Raw genomic sequence first — 1,561 nt, forward strand, 5'->3', positions numbered from 1 at the left:
CTAGTGGTCGTCGCCGTTAGTTCGTCGGTTATGCGGCGAGGCTGAGGCGGTTGGCGGTCTTGAGGAGATCGGCGCGGGTGTACTTCCAGCCGAACGGGGCCGCGGTCTGGTTGTAGAGGTCCTGGAAGCCCAGGACCCGGTCGCCGAGTGCGTCGAGGTCGGCGAAGTCGCCGCGTTCGATGGCCTTGCGTTGCAGGATCGAGAAGTAGATCTCTACCTGGTTCAGCCAGGAGGCGTGGATCGGCAGGTGGATGAGCGTCGCGGTCGGGTAGGCCGAGCTCATCCGGCGGATCGAGGTCTGGCCGTTGTGGGAGGAACCGTTGTCGACGATCCAGAACACCCGCCGCGCCGAGGCGTAGGGCTCGCAGGCCATGACCTGGTCGACGAGCCGGCCGAACGGGGCGATCCCGGTGGTCGGCTCGATCCGGCCGATGACCTGCGCGCGGTGGACGTCGTAGGCGGCGAAGTAGGCCACCGTGCCCCCGCGTTTGTACTCGAACTCGACGCGCGGGCCGTGACGGGGCTGGGCAGGCGCGGTCGGGTGGCAGCGGCGCAGTGCTTGCAGCTGGGACTTCTCGTCCGCCGAGATCACATAGTCGTCCTCGCCGAGCGGTTCACCGTCCCAGGTCCGGGCGTAGAGATCGAGGACCCGGGAGGCCTTCACGACGAACGCCGGATCCCTGGGGAAGATCCACGAGCGGTGCTGCCAGGGGCGGATCGCGTCGCGGGCCAGCCAGCGCCCGACCGACGACGCCGACACCGCCGCCACGATGCCCTGCCGGGTCGCGTGGCGAGCGAGTTCACCGTTCGACCAGCGTTCCAGCGGCACGCCGACGTCCGCGGGCCGGGTGCACGCCAGTGCCTTGACCTCGGCGACCTGCACCGCGCTGAACCGGGCCGGCCGACCCGAGCGGCGCCGATCAGCCAGCCCGGCGAGCCCTTCGCGGGCGAACCGGCCTCGCCACTTGCCGACGGTGTCCTCACAGACACCGAGATCGGTAGCGATCGCCGTGTTGCCCGCACCATCGGCGGCGGCGAGCACGATCGCCGCGCGCAGCCAGTCACGGCGCGGCACGGTCATCGAACGGACACGGCCAGCCAGAACGGCGCGGACGTCGTCGGTCAGGGTGATCGCGGTGGCACGGCGAGACACCCTCACGGTCCTACCGGGCCAGCCACGCCCCACAGGCACACCACGACCAACCCCCGGCCACAATCAGATCGTGGCGGGTATCCCGGAATCGACGAAGACCTCCCTGCGGCAGCGCCTCGTCGCGCACGCCGCCACGAACTGGCCCGGGATCACGGTGTCCACCCGCTACCGCGGCCCGTTCGCCTACATCACCGCGACCCACCCCGACGGCGACGACCAGCCCCTGTGCCGGCTGCGCTACGTCGGCTACGCCAGCCAGTGGGGCTTCTCGATCTGGCGGGCCAGCCACGACGACTACGCCGACTCCGTCCTGGCCGACGGCTCACCGACCGGAACCGCCGAAGCCGCACTCGACCTCGCCGCCGGCCTCTACCTACCCGCCACCACCCATCACCGACGAACTAACGG

The 1,561-nt window shown here is 70.5% G+C and carries 2 protein-coding genes; one reads left to right on the plus strand and one right to left on the minus strand.

The window, feature by feature from the left end:
• Positions 1-28: 28 nt before the first annotated feature.
• Entirely contained in the window at positions 29-1,153 is a 1,125-nt protein-coding gene (locus FMEAI12_RS35635; RefSeq protein WP_235015138.1) for an IS630 family transposase, read from the minus strand.
• 70 nt (positions 1,154-1,223) lie between these two features.
• Here FMEAI12_RS35635 and FMEAI12_RS35640 point away from each other — a divergent pair.
• A partial coding sequence (locus FMEAI12_RS35640) for a hypothetical protein (RefSeq protein WP_112109405.1) occupies positions 1,224-1,561 on the plus strand: 338 nt, incomplete at its 3' end.

This window comes from Parafrankia sp. Ea1.12 (assembly GCF_900465275.1).
In the GTDB taxonomy this organism is placed as follows: Bacteria; Actinomycetota; Actinomycetes; order Frankiales; family Frankiaceae; genus Parafrankia; species Parafrankia soli.